The organism is Acinetobacter sp. USHLN143, from assembly GCF_037145695.1.
GTDB lineage: Bacteria > Pseudomonadota > Gammaproteobacteria > Pseudomonadales > Moraxellaceae > Acinetobacter > Acinetobacter fasciculus.
Window position 1 is genome coordinate 1 of sequence record NZ_JBBCWZ010000059.1, and the last position, 18,852, is coordinate 18,852.

Sequence of the window (18,852 nt, forward strand, 5' to 3'; positions counted from 1 at the left end):
GGCAGAAGAAATTATTTAGACCAATTATCAAAAACTTCATTGATGACTTTATTCTCGATAAAAATCATCTGCTACCACAGAGAGTCTATAAATAACAGTGCGTAAGTCCTAAAATAATAGAAAAGATTGCATATAGGGTCAGAGATAAAAATGGCCTATTCGAAACCGAGTAAGCCATCTTTAAGATTTAAAACAAATAACGAAAATTTTTAGTCATTCATCTATGGATTATTGCTGAGCCACAAACTTGGCACGCGCTGCATGCAATTTCTTATAGCTGTCAATCAGGCGTAAATGACGGTCCAGTCCTTCAAGCTGCATATTGGTTTCGGTCAAACCATAGAAACGAACTGTGCCTTCGATTGAACCTAGAACGGCATCCATACGGGCATCACCAAACATACGGCGGAAGTTGTGCTCATAATCATCCAGTTCCATTTCATCATCCAGAATGACTTCCAGAACGACATTCATGCACTGGTAGAACAGGCCACGTTCAACGGTATTGGTATTAAACTGCAGGAACTGCTCAACCAGATCTTTAGCTTCTTCAAATTGCTGCAAAGCCACATAAATCAGAAGTTTCAGTTCAAGAATAGTGAGCTGGCCCCATTCAGTATTTTCATCGAACTCGATACCGATCAAGGTTTTGATCTCGGTATAGTCATCCTCATCTGCTTCTTCCAGACGCTCAACCAATGCTTGCAGTTGTTCATCATCCAGTCGATGCAGATTCAGGATATCTTCACGATATAACAAAGCCTTGTTGGTATTGTCCCAAACCAGATCTTCTACCAGATAGATTTCCGAATAGCCCGGTACCAGAATACGGCAAGCGGTGGCACCCAAATGCTGATACACCGCCATATAAACTTCATGGCCCATGTCTTCAAGAATCGTGAATAATTCCTGAGCTTCATCCGCATTCGAGTTTTGACCATTATTGGTGAAATCCCACTCGACAAAATCATAATCTGATTTCGCGCTGAAGAAACGCCAAGACACTACACCACTAGAATCAATAAAGTGCTCAACAAAGTTATTCGGTTCAGTCACTGCATTGCTGCTAAAGGTTGGTTTTGGCAGATCATTCAGACCTTCAAAACTACGACCTTGCAGCAATTCAGTCAAACTACGCTCTAAGGCCACTTCAAAGTTAGGATGGGCACCGAATGAGGCAAATACACCGCCGGTACGCGGGTTCATCAAGGTGACACACATCACCGGGAACTGGCCGCCTAATGACGCATCTTTGACCAGAACCGGAAAGCCCTGTTCTTCCAGACCTTTAATGCCTTCAACAATTTTTGGATATTTTGCCAGAACATGTTCAGGCACATCCGGAAGTGCCAGTTCACCTTCCAGAATTTCGCGTTTAACTGCACGCTCAAAAATTTCAGACAGACATTGTACTTGCGCTTCAGCCAGCGTATTCCCGGCGCTCATACCATTGCTCAGGTATAAGTTTTCAATCAGATTCGACGGAAAATAAACGGTTTCACCATCAGATTGACGTACAAATGGCAATGAACAGATGCCACGAGCCTTATTACCCGAGTTGGTGTCATAAAGATGGGTACCCAATAACTCATCTTCAGGATCATAAATTTCACGGGTATGTTCATCTAAAACTTCTGCAGGTAGTTCGCCATTCGGACCTGGCTGGAACCATTTTTCATCTGGATAATGCACAAATTCTGCATTGGCAATATCTTCACCCCAGAACTGGTCATTATAGAAGAAGTTACAGTTCAGACGCTCAATAAATTCACCCAAAGCAGATGCCAGCGCACTTTCTTTGGTTGAGCCCTTACCATTGGTAAAACACATTGGCGACTGCGCATCACGGATATGTAGCGACCAGACATTCGGCACGATATTACGCCAAGACGCAATTTCAATCTTCATGCCAAGGCCTGCCAGAATTGCAGACATATTGGCAATGGTTTCTTCCAGCGGAAGGTCTTTACCTGGAATAAATGTACTGTTTTCAGAAGCCAGACTTGGCATTAACAAGGCTTGAGCATCTGCATCGATACTTTCTACTTCTTCAATGACAAATTCAGGACCGGTTTGAATTACTTTTTTGACGGTACAACGGTCGATCGAACGTAAAATTCCCTGGCGGTCTTTTTCAGAAATATCAGCCGGTAGTTCCACCTGAATTTTAAAAATCTGTTTATATCGGTTTTCAGGATCAACGATATTGTTTTGAGATAGGCGGATATTGTCGGTCGGAATATCACGTGCCGCGCAATAGACTTTGACAAAATAAGCCGCACATAAAGCTGAAGATGCCAGAAAATAATCGAATGGGCCGGGTGCCGAACCATCGCCTTTATAGCGGATCGGCTGATCGGCGATTACCGTGAAGTCATCGAACTTGGCTTCCTGACGAAGATTATCGAGATAATTGACCTTAATTTCCATGTGGATACCTAAATATTCTTATGTGCCGTCACGGACAGATAAGATGCTGAATCTGAATATACAAGCCGGTTCACGGAGGAGAACTTGAATGAAAAATAGAAAATGGTCAGGTTATACCATTTGACGAAGTGTCTGGATAACGCTGCCGAGAATGGGCGCTATTATAGAATTATTTTATGAAATTGATAATATTTGTCTGAAATTCTGGCAGATTAAACCAGATCCTCAGTCTTTCCTGAGCTGCCGGAGCATGAATCAACTTCAAGTCATGGCTTATACTATTAATCAAAGTTGCAGATAAGGCAGATTTTCACCCGCCTAGTCTGAATGATTTCATAATTTTAAAAATCATAACTCAGTGCAAATACTGCAAGATTACGCTGCTTGTCATCATAGCGGTCATAACCGCCAAAGATATATTCACCTGACACACTCAACTGCGGTAAAAGCGCATAACTGAGTCCGGCAGAAGCATAACGAAAGGCAAACTGCTTTTCAGTATCGCCCAGTTCACCGCCCTCATATTTGCCTTCATCGTTAAAATAGCTTCCCGCTGCCGTAACGCTGGCATTCAGGCGATCATTCAACTGATGATTCAGGTTAAGCGTATAAAAAGTATCGCCCTGATTGGCATAAGCCACATCATACAGATAGGTCGATACACTGGCGCCAATACTGGTCTGATCATTCAATGCACGACTTATATTTAAACCCAGCTCATTTCCGGTAGTATGCTTGCCGCCCGGATAATAATAGGTTGCGTTCCATAGATCCCAATCATAATTTTCGCTGCTATGGGTATAACCCAGCAGAAAGTTATGCTCGAATTTGTCTGAACGATGTCCCTGACGCCCCTGCACTTCTGCATAAGAGTATCCAAGCGTAGATCCCCAATATCCGACATAAAAATTACCATAAGCCAGATTCAATGCAGCCTGTACAGCAACATCATCATTTTCAGGCGCATTGGTCAAACCGCGGGAGACGTATTTGGAGACCACACTCAAGTTTCCGCTTGCTTCTATTTGTTTTACTTCCGCATCATCGGCATAACAGTAAAAACTTGAAACAGCAGCACAGCCAAACAGCACTGTTTGATTGAATATTTTCATAAAATATAAATGTATTAAGTAAAGCGGAGATAAAACGACAGCAGTCGAGGTTTTATCTCCGGCTTTGGGAAAAAATTGAAATTCGTTTTACTCCTGCTTTGCCAGATGACAGGAATAAAACCATGATTTAAGCGCGAGGCGCCTTGTAAAAAGGTGCCGATGAAGGCGCAAGAGCAGGTTTGCCACGAATATGGTCTGCCAGTTTTTCAGCGATCATAATCGTAGTTGCATTGAGGTTACCGGTAATGATCAAAGGCATTATCGAGGCATCAATCACACGCAGACCCTGCATTTCATGTACGCGTCCATAACCATCGACAACCGCCATGTCATCCTCACCCATTTTACAGCTACACGATGGATGATACGCGGTTTCTGCATGATTACGAACAAATTCATCAATTTCAGCATCTGTTTGTAGATGTTTTCCCGGACTGATTTCTTCACCACGATAGGGATCCAATGCCGGCTGATGCATAATTTCCCGGGTAATGCGGATGGCATCACGGAATTCACGCCAGTCCTGCTCGGTACTCATATAATTAAACAGAATACTTGGATGCTCAAACGGGTCTTTGGATTTCAGACGAACACGGCCACGTGACGGCGAACGCATAGAGCCCACATGAGCCTGGAAGCCATGTTCATGAATGGCATTGGTGCCATTATAATTAATCGCTACAGGCAGGAAATGATACTGGATATTAGGCCAGTCAAATTCGTCTGAAGAGCGGATAAAACCACCGGCTTCAAACTGGTTACTGGCCCCAATACCTTTACCTAAAAATAACCACTCAGCGCCAATCATCGGCTGGTTATACCACTTGAGTGCCGGATATAAGCTAACCGGTTTTTTGCACTTATATTGCAGGTACATTTCCAGATGGTCCTGCAGGTTTTCACCCACGCCTGGCAAATCCTGAACCACAGGAATATCCAAACTTTTTAACAGTTCAGCCGGACCCACACCGGAGCGTTGCAGGATTTGCGGCGAGGCAATTGCACCTGCACATAGCAATACTTCACGATCTGCAAAGACCTGAATCGGCTGTAAAGTATTTTGTCCTTCAAAATATTCCACACCAATTGCCTGATTACGATTAAACAGAATCCGGTTGGTCATGGCGTGGGTAATAATCGTAAGATTATCCCGGCCTTTGGCCATATCCAGATAACCACGTGCTGTACTGGAACGACGGCCTTGCGGCGTTACGGTACGGTCCATCGGCCCAAAGCCTTCCTGCTGATAGCCATTCAGGTCATCAGTACGTGGATAACCGGCCTGTACACCGGCCTCGACCATGGCATGGAACAGTTCATTATTCCCATTTTTAGGTGTTGCGACCGAAACCGGTCCAGAATCACCATGATAATCATTGCCGCCAATATCGCGCGTTTCAGCTTTTTTATAATACGGCAGACATTCAGCATAGCTCCAGTGTTCTAGCCCCTTCAGGCTGGCCCACTGTTCAAGATCCATAGCATTACCGCGAATGTAACACATGCCGTTAATTAATGAAGAACCGCCCAGCCCCTTGCCGCGCCCGCACTCCATACGACGGTTATTCATATGTGGTTCAGGATCGGTCAGATAGGCCCAGTTATAACGGCGTCCCTGTAATGGATAAGCCAATGCAGCCGGCATTTGTGTTCTGAAGTCTAGACGGTAATCCGGCCCACCCGCTTCCAGCAGCAGGACTTTCACATCCGGATCTTCAGTTAAACGCGCTGCGAGCACATTTCCTGCCGAACCTGCACCGATAATAATATAGTCGTAATTCATCCAATCCTCCCTTATGCGCTAAATACAGACTGGAAAGGACTGAGTTCGACCTGAACTGACTTGGTCTGGGTATATTGCTGTAGCGTGACAATACCGTTTTCGCGACCGACACCCGAATGTTTATAACCACCAACTGGCATTTCTGCAGGCGATTCACCCCAGGTATTGATCCAGCAGATACCCGCTTCTACCTGATGAATAATTCGGTGTGCACGGGCTAAGTCTGGTGTGACGACACCTGCAGCCAGACCATAATCGGTATCATTGGCACGACGAATGGCTTCTTGCTCGGTGTCATAACTCAGGATGCTCATGACTGGACCGAAGATTTCTTCACGTACAATGGTCATGTCATCACGGCAGTCGGTAAATACGGTTGGCAGGACATAAGCTCCTTGGACAAACTGTTCATCCTTAGCACGGCCGCCGCCACATAATAGGCGTGCCCCTTCTATCTTGCCTTTTTCGATATAGCCCAGCACTTTTTCCATATGCTCAAAGCTGGAAACCGGACCGAAATTGGTTTCAGGATCAAGTGGATCACCCATACGGATATGTTCAACACGCTGCAAAATCTTTTCTTCAAATTCTGCTTTCAATGCCAAAGGCACAAATACGCGAGTACCGTTGGTACACACCTGACCGGAACTATAGAAATTGGCCATCATGGCAATATCGGCCGCCAAATCCAGATCGGCATCTTCACAGATAATCAGCGGAGACTTACCGCCCAGCTCCATCGTGACTTCTTTCAGGCTAGAATTTGCAGCTTGCGCCATGACCTTTTTGCCGGTAGAAACGCCACCGGTAAACGACACTTTGGCAATATCAGGATGCGAAGTCAGATAACCACCAATTTCACCACTGCCGGTAACCACATTAAAGACACCATGCGGCACACCTGCTTCAGTATAAATTTCTGCCAGTTTTAATGCAGTTAAAGGCGTCACTTCACTGGCTTTAAAGATCATGGCATTGCCTGCTGCCAGTGCAGGTGCAGATTTCCATAAGGCAATTTGAACCGGATAATTCCATGCACCAATCCCGGCAACCACACCCAAAGGTTCACGGCGAGTATAAACAAACGAACTGCTTCTGAGCGGGATTTGCTGGCCTTCTAATGCTGGCAAAATACCTGCATAGTATTCGAGTACATCTGCACCTGTCGCAATATCGACGGTGGATGTTTCACTGAAAGCTTTACCACTGTCGAGACTTTCTAAACGCGCCAGCTCGTCATTACGTTCACGGAGGATGGCAACAGCCTTGTTCAAAATACGGGAACGTTGAATCGCCGTCATTTCTGCCCAGACTTTTTGTCCTTGTTGTGCCGATTCAACAGCGCGATCGATATCTTTTCGCGTACATACCTGCACGTCTGCCAGAATTTCGCCTGTTGCAGGATTAATCGTTTGAAACGTGCTATTGGACGTTGCATCGACATATTGTCCATGAATATAAGGACGTTGCAGTTTGAATGTTGTCAATGGAATTTCCTCGCAGGTGGGTTATTTGAGTTGTTGCCGGATATATTCACTACACAGTTCAATCGGCAGTTCTGGGTCAATTTCGCCATTTACCAAAGCACCTCTTAACCAGAATCCATCAATCAATGCTGCCAAACCTTGAGCGGCTTTCTCTGCCTGGTCTTTATTCAACTTTTTCATGAATTCATATTTAAGATTGGAATGTAAACGGTAATGATTGATCTGCTGTAAACGGTGTAATTCAGGTTGGTGCAAACTGCTAGCCCAGAACGCCAACCAGACTTTCATGGCCGCCTTATCCGTTTGTGGAGCAGCAAAATTACCACGTACGATCGCTAACAAGCGCTGCTCCGGTAAGTCATCAACCTGTATCTTTATCTGTGCAACAGATTTACCCAGTTGCTGCAATAAGTAACGCATTGTGGCTTCAATCAAGCCATTTTTACCTTGAAAATAATGACTTATGATGCCGGTTGAGACACCTGCCCTCTGAGCAATCTGACTAATTGAAGCTTCTGCAAAACCTAGCTCATTCACTGCAGCTAAGGTGGCATCGATCAGTTGCTGGCGACGGATCGGTTGCATACCAACTTTTGGCATAAGACTAACCTGAATAACGGATATAACAATAGAAAGTTACTCTGCTAAAGCAAATAGCTGAATGATGTAACAATTCATAAACGCTTTTTTAATTGAACGTTCAATTAATAAAAATTATAGTGCCAGCTCACCCTTGATGTACAGCGCAGTTTGTTTTGGATTTGCAAAAGTTTGTAATTCACGAAAACAAGGAAGCTTTACCGCAGGCTTTTGCTTTTAAATCACACTGCACTGTAGATCATCCGGCAACAACACGATGGTCATGGATTTATGCAAAAGAAAAATGAAGAGAAGCAAGATAGTCTGAATAAAGTGGTTTTTTATTTTTCGGCGACGCTTATTCTGCTGTTTTCTATCATTACCATTTTATTTAATGAACAAGCCAATCAAGTCATTATCAATATCTTAAACTGGGTCAGTCGTACCTTTAGCTGGTATTATCTGCTGGCGGCAACGCTGTATCTGGTTTTTATCGTCTTTATCGCCTGTTCCCGTTATGGCGAGATTAAACTCGGCCCTAAACATTCCAAACCAGAATTTAGCCTGCTGAGTTGGTCGGCGATGCTATTTTCTGCCGGGATCGGGATTGACCTGATGTTTTTCTCGGTGGCGGAACCGCTTTCCCACTATATGAATCCACCTGTGGGCGAAGGTGAAACTTTTGAAGCTGCGCGCCAGTCCATGGTGTGGACCCTGTTTCACTACGGTTTAACTGGCTGGAGTATGTATGCGCTGATTGGGGTCGCGCTAGGTTATTTCAGCTATCGCTACAATTTACCGCTCACCATTCGATCAGCACTCTATCCTATTTTTGGAAAAAAAATTAATGGTCCAATTGGCCATACTGTGGATACGGCTGCAGTACTCGGCACGATTTTCGGGATTGCCACCACCTGCGGGATTGGCGTTGTGCAATTAAATTACGGCCTGCATGTATTGTTTGATTTACCAGAAAATATCTGGATTCAAACTGCACTCATCGCCGTTGCCGTGATTATTACTATTATTTCAGTCACTGCCGGTGTCAATAAAGGCATCCGGATCCTGTCTGAAATTAATATCTATGTATCAATTGGGCTGCTGCTATTCATTCTGTTTGTAGGCAATACCGAGTTTTTATTAGCCGCCTTGATTCAAAATTTTGGTGACTATATCAGCCAGTTCCCGAAGCTTTCTTTAACCAGTTTTCCTTTTGAACAACCGAAAGAGTGGATGAATAGCTGGACCCTGTTCTTCTGGGCATGGTGGATCGCCTGGTCACCTTTTGTTGGTCTGTTCCTGGCCCGTATTTCCCGTGGTCGTACCATTCGCGAATTTGTCACCGGGACTTTGGTTATTCCTCTGTTATTTACCCTGACCTGGTTGTCTATTTTCGGTAACAGTGCTTTATACAGCGTGATTTTTGATGGTAATACTCAACTTGCTACGACAGTTTTAGAAAATCCGGCACATGGTTTTTATGATCTGCTGGCGCAGTATCCAGGCTTTATGTTTACTGCAGGTGTCGCCACCATTACCGGCTTACTGTTCTATGTGACCTCAGCGGACTCGGGGGCATTGGTATTGGGAAATTTCACGACCAAATTCACTAATATTGAACATGATTCACCGCGCTGGCTGAGTGTGTTCTGGGCCATTGCCATCGGTTTGCTGACTTTGGCAATGCTCATGGCGAATGGCGTAACAGCATTACAGAACACCACGATTATTATGGGCCTGCCTTTTAGTTTCGTGATTTTCTTTGTGATGGCCGGACTGTATAAGTCCTTGCGTCTAGAGGATTTTCGGCAGGCCAGTACCAGTCTGAATGCTGCGCCTGTGGTCGGTAATGTGGATATCCTGAACTGGAAGAAGCGTCTGAGCCGGGTCATGCTGCATCCAAGCCTGCCCCAGACCCGGACCATGCTGGATAATGTTTGCAAACCAGCCATTGAGGCCGTTGCAACCGAGTTAATTGACAAAGGCATTCAAGTAAATATTCAGGAAAAATCGCTTGAGGAAGAACCTGAACTGTATCACCTGGATCTGACCATTCAGCTCGATGAAGAAGAAAACTTTGTCTATGAAATATGGCCGGTACGCTATGACACGCCAAATTTCAGTTCACGTGGTAAACGAACCAAACGTTATTACTATCGTCTGGAAAGTTATCTGTTTGAAGGCTCTCAGGGCAACGATCTGGTCGGTTATAGTAAGGAACAGGTGATCAATGACATCCTGGATAAATATGAACGCCATATGATGTATCTGCATATTAACCGGATCAGCCCAGGTAAACGTCCGCTGTTCCCGGACCGTGAAATCTAGGATATCTCAACTACGGAAGGACTGAATGATGTCAGAAAGTTTGAATGCATTTGCCCTGTTTTTCTCCCTGCTCAACCCTTTTCTGATGAGTATTTATATGCTCGGAATTATCCGTAATTCCGACGCAAAAGTATTCAACATGGCATTGATTCAGGGCAGTCTGATCAGCTTTATTGTGTTCATCATTTTTGCAAAAACCGGTGAAGCCTTCTTTAATGAAGTCTTGCATGTACGGTTTGAGTCCTTCCAGATTTTTGGCGGTATTATTTTTCTGGTGATTGGCTATCGTTATGTCTTTGAAGGTGCTGATACGATTGGTGTGATGCGTGGAGCGCCCAGTCATCTGGCGGGTACGATTGCCATGCCGTTTATGATCGGTCCCGGCACCATTTCGGCTTCCGTGATTACCGGGATTCAGCTCAGTTTAATGCAAACCATTCTGGTGATTTTCTTTACCCTGTTTCTGACCTGTAGCTTGCTGATCCTGATGAAATATCTGCATGATCATTTACAGCATAAATATTCCAACTACATTGACCTGTATGTCGATATCGTCGGTCGTGTTGCAGCGCTTTTAATCGGTACTATTGCCATTGATATGATTGTGACAGGCGTTACCGGAATTTTAGAAACCTGATAAATCCTTTCTATCAATAAATAAAAAGAGCGGTGTTTACCGCTCTTTTTATTTTTAAATAATTAAAATTTAAATGACACGCCGGCATAAGTAGAAAAACCTTCACCTGGTGAAGATCGCGCTACATCAGCACCTTTATCATTCAGACCAGGAATCACGACCGCAGCATATTTCTCATCCGTGATATTTTTAAAGTTGATCCAGGTTTTCCACGATTGATGTTCTGGTGCATAACCCACGTCAATGCCCCAGATCTGATAGTCATCACTGAATCGGCTATTGGCATAATCATGTGCCATCTTCGATGCATATTCGGTATTCAAACCAATATAGAGGCCATTATTCAAGGCATAACTTAGTTGAGCCTGATACAGATGTTTAGGGATTCCTGGCAACTGGTTCTTGCCAAACAATGGATCATTTTTGTACTGGAAATCGCTAAGGGTATAAGCCTGTTGCAGACGCAGTTCGCCATATTGGGATTCATGCAATGGCGTATCTAGACTTAGCTCCACCCCTTGATGAATCGTTGGCGTGGCATTCGATTCAACAGCAATTGGCTCTGAAGGTCGATTCGATCCATCTTCATAGGTTTTAATCATTTCAGAGGTTAACAGTTCATTTTTTACTTTAGAATAATAGTAGCTCAGTGCCCAGTCTCCAAAGCCCGATTGTCCACGTCCGCCCAGTTCAAAGCTATTGGCGGTTTGCGTGTCCAAATAGATTGGCGCACGCACTCGATTTGATGCAGCTCCATTGTCTTTAGGATAATAATAAGGTGAAGACCAAGCCATCGCCCAGGGATGTGCCGGCTCAATACTGCGGCTTAAATTGGCAAACCATTGCACAGAGTCATTCGGCTGATAGGTCAACCCAAGTCGTGGTGCAAAATTCCATTCATAACGACTGACTTTAGGATCTACCTCAGGACCTGAATCTGGGTCGGGAAGAATATTTGCATAAGTAACTTCACTTTCCCGATGGGTATACACAGCTGCCAATCCCAGATCTAATTTGAACTGATCATTTAATGTAGTTTCCTGATCAAATTGCAGCACGTTGTCTGAACCACGATAGGTATAGCGGCGGGTAACTGTGTCTACCGGATACGTTTGATTACCAATTTCTGTATTAAATCTTAAAGTTTCAGTAACCCCACTGTCCGGGCGATGAGTGGTGCTACGCAAGGCAATACGCCCCTGATGCTCCAGACCTAGAAACTGATAAGGCTTTTCATACTGGAAGCGCGCAGTAATATCTTCATAATCGACATTAGTACGATAACGACTTTCACGTAGATCCAGCGGATAATGATGATAAGCCAGACTTCCTGTCAGTTTTGCATCATCCTGCAGATTCCATGTCGTAGTATTGGCCAGCCAGGTACTGCCCGGCTGGATCCGTTTGGCGTCAATAGCTACAAAATTACTGTCAGCCGTTTCAGGGTTATTTTTAAGATCTTTTTGTTTAATCCGCCCTGGAGTTAAATGTTTGCTCTCACGGTAACGGGCATAAAAACGGGTTTCGATATCCGGACTAATTTGATAGCCCAAATTAAAAGCCAGACCTTTGCCATCGCCTTCAGCATGATCCTGAATCCCATCGAACTGGGTACCCGTCAGCGCCAAATAATAATCCATCTGATCCAGCTTTCGGCCGGTACTAAACTGATATTTCTGATAACCATGGCTGCCCATTTCATATTTTAGTTCAGAGCCATCCTGATCAGCGCCAGTCTTGGATTTGTAATTGATTGTTCCACCTAATGCCAGTCCACCCTGTTTAAAGCCATTGGCTCCGCGATAAACCCCGACATGATCAATCCACCAGGGTTCTAGCAGTTCATACGCTGTGCCGCCCGGTCCGGTAAATGGAATATCGTCAATCAGGACGTGCGTACCGGATGCGTGTGCACCTGAAGTCCGGTTGATTCCTGAACCACGGATTGAGACTTTTGCACCTTCATTTCCTGCAGACTGGGCATAAATTCCTGGCTGTAAACGGAACACATCGGCTGTGGTCGCAAGTCGCTGCTGTTCTAACTGCTGCTCGCCAATAAAATTCGTTCCTCCTGAAACCTGAGCCAGCTCTTTCTGATATTGCTGCTGCGGATTGGCATTTTGCTCAGCGCTGATCACAATGGTATTCAGCTGTTGAACGTTGCCCGGTTCTACAGCAGTTTCAGCATAAAGATGACCTGAGACAATCGACAGAATCATGAGGCTCAGCGGGCTTTTCTTGAGAGGAATTTTTGTCATGTGCATGGCGAGTTTATACAGTCCTGTATAAGTGATTCCGTTTTATGAGAGGAAATCAGTTTAAAAATTATGCTGTAGCATAGATCAACGTTGTTATTTTCAGGAGTTATTTTCTGCCAAAAAATTGACTGATCAGCGTATGTTTTTTATTTTATTTAATCTTTTTATTAAAAATCAACTTGCAAGATCAGAACCACATCCTCACAAGTTCCAAGAACTTAATTTTTAAGTAATTGATATTGAATAATATGATATTTAATTCTGCACAAATGCATTTCCACTTGGCAAAATGTGATAAGTAGAAAATTTATAATCGACTAAACCAGTTCTTTAATTTCTAAAGTTGGCCGAAGTTGTATATTTTCTGACTCGAAGTAGACGAGATTAACCTCATCATCTTATAGAAAAATTGGAATTCTTGAGAGAAAAACAATCAATTTTTAAAAATCCTGACGATGCAGGATTTTTAAGAATCACGGGCTTATAGACATTCAACTATTGATTGATCAGTTATAGTAGACCTGTCTTTTTTTGGAAAACCGATCCAGCTGTTTCAAGAAGCCTTCAAAATAATCTTTCTGTTTTTCTTCCGTACGATAGCCGGCATATAAAGTTCGACGTAAGCCTTCAGGCGCCACGCAGTCCAAACGGCGTGATGTCACCCAGCCTTTTTGCTCATATTCATTTACCACCCAATCAGGTAATGCACCAATCCCGCGACCACTTGCCACCAACTGAATCAGCATTTGGGTCAAGTCGGTGGTACGAATGGCTTTGGGTAAAATATTAGCGGGAATAAACAAGCGCGACATAATGTCCAAACGATGTTTATCCACCGGATAAGTCACCAGCGTTTCTTCAGCAAGTTCCTGAACAGTAATCTCTTTCGCACGTACCAGTGGATGAGTGTTGGATAAAACCAAGCGTGATTCGTATTCAAAAATCGAAAAATATTCAATGCCTTTAAGCGCAATCGGATCAGCCGTAATCAGCAGATCAAACTCTCCAGTTTGCAATAATTCATGCGGATTCGATTCAAAACCTGAGGCAAAATCCAGGTCTACATCCGGATATTGCATCCGGTATTGATTGAGTAGTGGCATCAACCAGTCAAAACAGCTATGACATTCAGAGGAGAAAACTATTCGCCCGGTCTGGCCATGCACAATACGGCTGATATCGCTCTGTGCAATTTGAACTTGCGGTAATATTTCATCTGCCAGTTTTAACAACCGCTCCCCAACATTTGAAAAACTTACGGGACGACTACGCCGATTCACTACTTCAACCCCGAACCATTGGTCGAGTTCACGTAGCTGATGTGATAAGGCTGATGGGGTTAAACATAAATCACTTGCTGCTGCAACCAGAGAACCATGCTCCCGCAGAGCAGTTAAAGTTCTTAAATGGCGGAGTTCTATCATGGAAAATACCGGAAATTTCAAAAGATGGATGACACTTGATCTGTCTTAAGCATAACCCATTTCTCTTATTTTGTTTAGTTTTTCTCATTTTTAAACCAGAATAATGAGATATATTCACCTATTGGGTTTATAGGTTCGAATTGCTATTCCCTTAATTTTTATTAATTTTATTTTATTGATTAAATTAATTTTATTAAATTGGTCTATAAAATAGCGCTTAAATTTACAGCAGCAACAAGATAGAAAACTAACTCCGGTATAAAAGTCACAGAATAATTTTGCTGCATTCATACAATAAAAATTAGAAAGTATTTTAGAGGATGAAAGACTATGTCCAATCCAACCGACCGAAATGATGATGAACTCACTGAAGAGCAACTTGATCCGCAAGAAAAACAGGATCGCGAGATCCAGCGAGGTCAATTAGGTCTTCATGATCCACAGCGACAACGTGATCAACTGCGTCAGGAAAGACAGGACGAAGAACAGAATCAATAAATTTTTCAAGGATTCAAAAATACAAAAACTCCCCGTTCTTAAAAATGGATGGGGAGTTTTTTTTCAGTATTAAAAAGTTAGGGACTAGTTTTCGCATCACAACATCTTATACATCTGATCTAACCTGAACAGCTCACCTTCTTGGATGAGTGCTGTTTTACTATTTCGCTTCTGTAGAGGCTTTTGCTTGTAGTGGCTGCGCCTGTGTTTCTGCCGTTTTTTTCTTGGCCTGAATTTGTGCCGCTATTTCCTGATTTTTCTCAGCAAAACGCAAGCCACCATCTCCGGCGAGACTTGTTTGGCTCATCACCATGCTGCTGCCCAAGATTAAAATCAGCTTAAAAAATTGAATTTTCATGTCTCATCTGCCTTTTTATTCTAATGGTATTAAAAATAAGCAATTATTATTCCAATGTTTTTATGCTTATTTAGATTTTAACTGCACTTGCTATTTTATAGGGATAATCTTCAAAAATACAAAGTCAATCATCGTAAAAATATAAAAATCTGCAATAAGAATAAATAGATATTTTGACTACATCTCAACTTAAATCACTATTGATTTTTTATTTAAATCAAAAAAATCGTTCAACAGCTTATTTGGATTATTTTCATTGGCTAAAATACAGTGCAAATACCCAGAGCAATAACAAAAACAGAATCGCTGTGCAGGATTTCCAGAAAGTGACTGGATGCTTTTCAAGCATAGGGCGTGAAACTGATTTTTTAAATTTGAGATCTGGGTGTTTCAGATCATATATAAAGGCTGAAAGTGCTTCATAGCGCTGCTCCGAGCGAATGGAAAGCGCTTTTTTAAAGATGGCGTCCAAGCCATGCGGCAGATCCGGTCGATACTCATAGAGTGGATGATATCGAACCTGTTTTAAGTCCTTTTCGGTCTTACAGCGCGCAAGGTCTGTCCCATAAGGTAATTGTCGGGTCAATAAATAATAACTCATCACCGCCAGCGAGAACTGATCTGATTTTACTGATGGGGAGCATCCAATAAAATATTCAGGTGCCATAAAGGCCAAGGTTCCCAAAGGAACATCTGCATGTTTGGGATTCAGTTCAACCAGACCTCTGACCGCAGTCGATCCATAATCAATCAGTTTCACTTTCAAGGTATCGGCTGGTTCGAGCAGCATGACATTTTCTGGTCGTACATCCTGGTGCAGCATTTCAAGACGGTGCATGGCATTCAATGCTTTGGCCACCTGCTCAATGATCGGAAGCAACTGCTGTAAAGTTAAAGCAGTTTTATGACGGTGCAGCCATCGGTTTAGGCTTTCCCCTTGTAAATATTCATAACTTTGAAATAAAAACTTCTTGCTGCCCTTATGTGGATAGCATTGCAGCAGATTTTCATGTTTTAAGCGTTTCGATACCCAGTCTTCCAGCTGAAATTGTTCTACGGCTTTGAGATCATCCTGCACATCGACAGACAAGGTTTTAATGACCAACTGATTTTGTGTCGCTTCATCATGCGCCAAATAGAGGCTGCTGCGATGATTTTGGTGCAGGATTTTATCAATCCGATAACCTTCAAACAGATCACCATGACTCAGCTGTTGCGGAAATAAAACATGGCTCTTGATATGAAAGGATTCCTCCTCAGGCAACTGTTCCACTTTAATGATTTGAATGGTGAGATTGTCATCACTACCCCGCTTTAAAGCCAGCTCGACTATAGACTTGGCAATAATATCCAGATGTTGTTGCTGCTCGACCATATTCGAGATGAGTTGAATATCTATGAATTCATAGACACCATCTGTCATCAAGATAAAGAAATCATCTTCACATAATTCAAGCTGCTGATAATCGACATCGATACGATGGTCGGCACCCAGTGCACGACTTAAATAATGTTCTGTTGATGACAGGCAAACACGGTGATCAGCCGTCAACTGTTCAATGGCTTGTGCCTGAATGCGATAAATCCGGCTGTCGCCAGCATGAAAGATATGTGCCCTGTTTTTTTTCAAAATCAGTGCACTAAAGGTGCAGACATAACCCTGGTCTTTATCAAAACGCCCGCGGCTTTGCTGGGTTTGTGCATAGAGCCAGGAATTAGTCGCACGAATAACCCGTGCCGCTGAAGTTTGAGTACTCCATGCATCCGAAGTCGAATAATAATCCGATAAAAAACTGCTGACTGCAGTTTCTGCTGCAATATGGCTGACATTGCTGCTACTGATCCCGTCTGCAATTGCACAGGCAATGCCCTTACTGCTAAGCGCGTGGCCTTCAGGAATATAGACCCCATGGAAATCCTGATTCTGTGCTTTGATTCCAGCGGAAGAATATTGCCCGATGCTGATCTTTAATTTTTTATTCATTTTAAATACTCAAAAAGGGATCGAATTGATCCCTTTAATCTCAAGACATAAATCATCATGCTCAGATTAGAATTCTTTTTTATCGCCAGTACGTACATGCGTGGTATAGAGCGCCAGACCTGTCAGTGCCAGACCACCCACTAAATTACCCAGTGCCACCGGTAATTCATTCCACAAGAAATAGTCTGTAATCGAGAAATCACCACCCATCATCATGGCAAATGGGAACAGGAACATATTCACCACTGAATGTTCAAAGCCCATGGCGAAAAACAGCATGATTGGCATCCACATCGCGATAAATTTTCCGCTGACTGTGGTTGACATCATGGCGCCAATTACCCCGAGTGACACCATCCAGTTACACAGCATGCCGCGGATAAAAATCGTCATCCAGCCAGCAAAACCATATTCGGCATAGCCCAAAGTCCGGTCCTCACCAATATGGGCAATTTTCACCCCGACCGCATTCGGTTCAGCTGCGAAACCCATGGTATAGACTGCGGCCATCAACACTGCCACGGTTAAACATCCGGCAAAGTTACCTAAAAAAACCAGTCCCCAGTTTTTTAAAATACGGGCCCACGTCACCCCAGGACGTTTGTCTAACCAGGCTAATGGAGTCAAAACAAATACCCCGGTCAGCAGATCATAGCCCAATAGATACAACATGCAGAAACCGACTGGAAATAGCAGCGCCCCGATCAGTGGCACCCCTGTTTGTACCGCAATCGTCACGGCAAATACTGCCGCCAACGCCAGAATTGCGCCTGCCATAAACGCACGAATTAAAACATCACGCGTGGCCATATGAAGTTTTGCCTCACCAGCATCGACCACTTTTTTTGCAAACTCTGCAGGAGCAAGATAAGCCATATTTTTATCCCCTTTATATAAATTACTTGCCTGTTTGCAAATAAAAAACGCCTAAGGTCTATTTCAACCCTAGGCGTCTTTGCCTTGCATTATTCAAACAGATCAATTGTGTCATGGCGCCGTTGCCATATTTAATATAGATAAAAGCAAATAGCATGCCATTTATTTTAAATCGCTAATAAAAATCCTATAAATTATTTTAAAATTTCATCCTTATAATTATATTGGCACAATCTCTGCATTATCTATAGCGGTCATTTTTTAAATATAGCTATTGGAGAAGATTATGATTAGCCATCGTCAACAAGTGACAGACATGATTATTTCAGCGAAAGTTTTAAAGTCTATCAAATGGGCAGATGTCGCTGAAACAATAGGCCTTTCTAAAGAATGGGTGACAGCCGCATGTTTGGGTCAGATGGCTTTTAATAAAGAACAGGCAGAAAAAATTGGTGAAATATTTGGATTGACTGATGAAGCCATCGCCTGGTTGCAAATCGTACCCTATAAAGGTTCTCTGCCAACTAGCGTGCCGACAGATCCGCTGATTTATCGCTGGTATGAGGTTGTCAGCGTCTATGGTATGACTATTAAAGAACTGATCCATGAAGAATTTGGTGATGGAATTATGAGTGCAATTGATTTCAATATGGATATTCAACGTGAGAGTAATCCAAACGGAGATCGGGTGAACGTCGTATTATCCGGAAAGTTTTTACCTTACAAAACCTATTAATTTATCATTCTAAAAATAAAAGCCATTTTGAAAATGGCTTTTATTTTATCTGCACTCATTAAATTCATTTATTTTTTAAAATCGTTATTAAAATATATATAATTTTTTCATCTCAAATTAAACTTACAACCTATAAATAATTTTATTTTTATTCGATGAATTCAATCCTCCTGTCCTGTTTAAATAATACTTTCCCATCCTGAATATTGGGTTCATCATTTTATTAGTGAGTTAGCAAAAACAACAAAAAGGATATTAGACCTCTTGCGAAAGTAAAAACTGCCTCAATATAGATTTCATGAAATATCAGAAATTAAATCGTTTTTCAGATTCTGAATTCCAGCGCTTGGTTGGTGTACCTC

14 protein-coding genes are annotated in these 18,852 nt (G+C 42.9%); 4 read left to right on the plus strand and 10 right to left on the minus strand.

The genetic code is table 11. From position 1 onward, the window contains the following. Nucleotides 1-228: 228 nt before the first annotated feature. The 5 genes from WFH18_RS13175 to betI all read right to left on the minus strand — a co-directional run bounded on the left by WFH18_RS13175 (nucleotide 229) and on the right by betI (nucleotide 7,412). Complete coding sequence (locus WFH18_RS13175; protein WP_336755011.1) at nucleotides 229-2,430, minus strand: OsmC domain/YcaO domain-containing protein; 2,202 nt, start codon at nucleotides 2,428-2,430, stop codon at nucleotides 229-231. A 341-nt stretch (nucleotides 2,431-2,771) separates the two neighbouring features. After that, nucleotides 2,772-3,542: a hypothetical protein gene (locus WFH18_RS13180; RefSeq protein ID WP_114541253.1), complete on the minus strand. Its 771-nt coding sequence runs from the start codon at nucleotides 3,540-3,542 to the stop codon at nucleotides 2,772-2,774. A 127-nt stretch (nucleotides 3,543-3,669) separates the two neighbouring features. Next, nucleotides 3,670-5,325, minus strand: a complete 1,656-nt coding sequence (betA, locus tag WFH18_RS13185) for a choline dehydrogenase (protein ID WP_336755013.1) — start codon at nucleotides 5,323-5,325, stop codon at nucleotides 3,670-3,672. Nucleotides 5,326-5,336: 11 nt separating this feature from the next. Beyond that, a complete protein-coding gene (gene betB, locus WFH18_RS13190) occupies nucleotides 5,337-6,812 on the minus strand; it encodes a betaine-aldehyde dehydrogenase (RefSeq protein ID WP_336755015.1) in 1,476 nt (491 codons plus the stop codon). A 21-nt stretch (nucleotides 6,813-6,833) separates the two neighbouring features. Then, the gene (gene betI / locus WFH18_RS13195; protein WP_004731001.1) at nucleotides 6,834-7,412 is read right to left on the minus strand and encodes a transcriptional regulator BetI; all 579 of its coding nucleotides are present in this window, start codon (nucleotides 7,410-7,412) and stop codon (nucleotides 6,834-6,836) included. 270 nt (nucleotides 7,413-7,682) lie between these two features. Between betI and WFH18_RS13200 the strand changes: the two genes are divergently transcribed. Further along, nucleotides 7,683-9,719, plus strand: a complete 2,037-nt coding sequence (locus WFH18_RS13200) for a choline transporter (RefSeq protein WP_336755016.1) — start codon at nucleotides 7,683-7,685, stop codon at nucleotides 9,717-9,719. A 28-nt stretch (nucleotides 9,720-9,747) separates the two neighbouring features. Further along, complete coding sequence (locus WFH18_RS13205; protein WP_004646981.1) at nucleotides 9,748-10,356, plus strand: MarC family protein; 609 nt, start codon at nucleotides 9,748-9,750, stop codon at nucleotides 10,354-10,356. A 62-nt stretch (nucleotides 10,357-10,418) separates the two neighbouring features. Here the strand turns inward: WFH18_RS13205 and WFH18_RS13210 are convergent, their stop codons facing one another. Next, nucleotides 10,419-12,620 carry a TonB-dependent receptor family protein gene (locus WFH18_RS13210; RefSeq protein WP_336755017.1) on the minus strand — a complete coding sequence of 734 codons (2,202 nt, stop codon included), beginning with the start codon at nucleotides 12,618-12,620 and terminating at the stop codon, nucleotides 10,419-10,421. Nucleotides 12,621-13,120: 500 nt separating this feature from the next. Next, on the minus strand, nucleotides 13,121-14,038 hold the full coding sequence (locus tag WFH18_RS13215; RefSeq protein WP_195724750.1) for a LysR family transcriptional regulator: 918 nt from the start codon (nucleotides 14,036-14,038) through the stop codon (nucleotides 13,121-13,123). Between the two features lie 330 nt (nucleotides 14,039-14,368). Between WFH18_RS13215 and WFH18_RS13220 the strand changes: the two genes are divergently transcribed. Beyond that, complete coding sequence (locus WFH18_RS13220; protein ID WP_005100295.1) at nucleotides 14,369-14,536, plus strand: hypothetical protein; 168 nt, start codon at nucleotides 14,369-14,371, stop codon at nucleotides 14,534-14,536. A gap of 160 nt (nucleotides 14,537-14,696) precedes the next feature. Here WFH18_RS13220 and WFH18_RS13225 read toward each other — a convergent pair whose 3' ends face one another. The 3 genes from WFH18_RS13225 to WFH18_RS13235 all read right to left on the minus strand — a co-directional run bounded on the left by WFH18_RS13225 (nucleotide 14,697) and on the right by WFH18_RS13235 (nucleotide 17,754). Continuing rightward, complete coding sequence (locus WFH18_RS13225) at nucleotides 14,697-14,894, minus strand: hypothetical protein (protein ID WP_044110922.1); 198 nt, start codon at nucleotides 14,892-14,894, stop codon at nucleotides 14,697-14,699. Between the two features lie 253 nt (nucleotides 14,895-15,147). After that, a complete protein-coding gene (locus WFH18_RS13230) occupies nucleotides 15,148-16,878 on the minus strand; it encodes a bifunctional protein-serine/threonine kinase/phosphatase (protein ID WP_336755020.1) in 1,731 nt (576 codons plus the stop codon). Between the two features lie 66 nt (nucleotides 16,879-16,944). Further along, complete coding sequence (locus WFH18_RS13235; protein ID WP_004280337.1) at nucleotides 16,945-17,754, minus strand: formate/nitrite transporter family protein; 810 nt, start codon at nucleotides 17,752-17,754, stop codon at nucleotides 16,945-16,947. A gap of 286 nt (nucleotides 17,755-18,040) precedes the next feature. Between WFH18_RS13235 and cynS the strand changes: the two genes are divergently transcribed. Further along, entirely contained in the window at nucleotides 18,041-18,490 is a 450-nt protein-coding gene (gene cynS / locus WFH18_RS13240; RefSeq protein ID WP_180038404.1) for a cyanase, read from the plus strand. The last annotated feature ends 362 nt before the right edge of the window (nucleotides 18,491-18,852 follow it).